This is a genomic window from Okeania sp. SIO2C9 (assembly GCF_010672455.1).
GTDB lineage: Bacteria > Cyanobacteriota > Cyanobacteriia > Cyanobacteriales > Microcoleaceae > Okeania.
In genome coordinates this window covers 1-1,511 of the sequence record NZ_JAAHGO010000215.1, presented here as the reverse complement: position 1 = coordinate 1,511, position 1,511 = coordinate 1, and the positions used below count along the sequence as shown (strand labels likewise).

The following is a 1,511-nucleotide window of genomic DNA, read 5'->3' as shown; positions in this document are numbered from 1 at the left end:
CTCAGGGCGGGTAGACGACTCATCGCCATCAACTACCTTTTTACGGGTAGAATTACGTCGGCTCCTCGTCTTGTTTAACGTCTCGGACTGCCCGCCCGCGACGACAGCCTCCTGCGGAGGAGCTACGCTAACAAAAAGTGATAGTTGTAAAGGATTCTCAAGTGCCTCTTTCAGAGGAGCTTCGCTTTCAACAATTTCCTCAACCTTGGTTATCGGTTGAGTTGTTTCTGCAATTGTTTCACTAACAACCCATACGAATATTGATAGCAGCATTAACATCTCTATCATGAAATGTGCCACAATTTAAACAAGTCCACTCTCTGACATTTAGTTCTTTCTTGCCTCCTCTAAAACCACAATATGAGCATTTTTGGCTTGTTGGCTCCCATCTATTTATAACCCTAAATTCTCTACCATATTTTTCACATTTTGTCTCAGTTAAAGTCCTAAATTGTCTCCAACCTAAATCACTAATTGCTTTAGACAATTTACGATTTTTAACCATACCTGAGACGTTTAAATCTTCAAGTACAATTGTGTCGTATTTCTTGACTAAATTAGTAGACAATTTATGAAGGAAGTCTGTACGTTTGCGCAGCATTCCGTTTGCGCAGCATTCCGAAGGAAAGGAAATATCCTTGATTTTGGCGTGCAGTCTAGCTATTTTCAGTCTGCGTCTTTCACGAGGTTTACTGCCTGGCTCAGTCTTGGCAAACTTTCTCTGAAACTTAGCTAACTTTTTCAAGTTCTTTTTAAGAGGTTTAGGAGCTAATATTTTCTCTCCATTGCTCAATGTTGCAAAAGTTGATATGCCTAAATCTATTCCGATTGAATTATCAGTTTTAGGCAAAGATTCAGGATTAATTTCTACAACAAAACTAGCATAATATCTATTAGCTGAATCTTTAACTATAGTCATAGATGTAGGCTGGCTTGGCAATTTTCGTATTGCAAACTATTTTAATCTTGCCTACTTTTGGTAGATAGATTTTATCTTGGCCTATCTTATAATTAGCTCCTACAAACCTTGCAGTTTGCTTTGACTTTCTACTTTTAAATCTAGGCGGTTTCACCTTAATCCCTTTTCGTTTACCTTTGCAACTATTGAAAAAGTTTTTGTAGGGGCGAAAGGCCTTTCGCCCCTACGGTCTAAATCTTTGAGATACTGTTGTAATGGAGTTGAAGCAACTTCTTTTAACCAAAGCAATTCTCTTTTAGCTTGTGTTATGAATTGTTTGGTTAAATCAACATAGCTTGGTCTCTTAACACCATTAGTATACAGTTGATTACAATGAGCTAAACTTTGATTCCAAACATATCTGCAACATCCAAAAAGTTGATTAAACTTCTTGATTTGGACATGATTAGGGTAGATGCGATATTTATATCTGGCTTTCAATGTTTTCGACCTATTACTAACACGCTCGTAGTTTTATTATAGCATGGGTTGGCATTCCCATACGACGCTCCCCTTCGGGAGAGCGCGGGTATAAATGCCAACATTAGATAAA

The 1,511-nt window shown here is 38.1% G+C and carries 2 protein-coding genes and 1 pseudogene; all 3 read right to left on the bottom strand.

The annotated features are described in order from the left end of the window. A pseudogene (locus F6K23_RS40410) lies at positions 1-273 on the bottom strand (hypothetical protein); the annotation flags it as partial. Next, complete coding sequence (locus F6K23_RS40405) at positions 242-919, bottom strand: RNA-guided endonuclease TnpB family protein (protein ID WP_293166835.1); 678 nt, start codon at positions 917-919, stop codon at positions 242-244. The pseudogene F6K23_RS40410 and the gene F6K23_RS40405, both read right to left, overlap by 32 nt. Positions 920-1,069: 150 nt before the next feature. Continuing rightward, positions 1,070-1,399, bottom strand: a complete 330-nt coding sequence (locus F6K23_RS40400) for a helix-turn-helix domain-containing protein (protein ID WP_293166833.1) — start codon at positions 1,397-1,399, stop codon at positions 1,070-1,072. Positions 1,400-1,511: the final 112 nt, after the last annotated feature.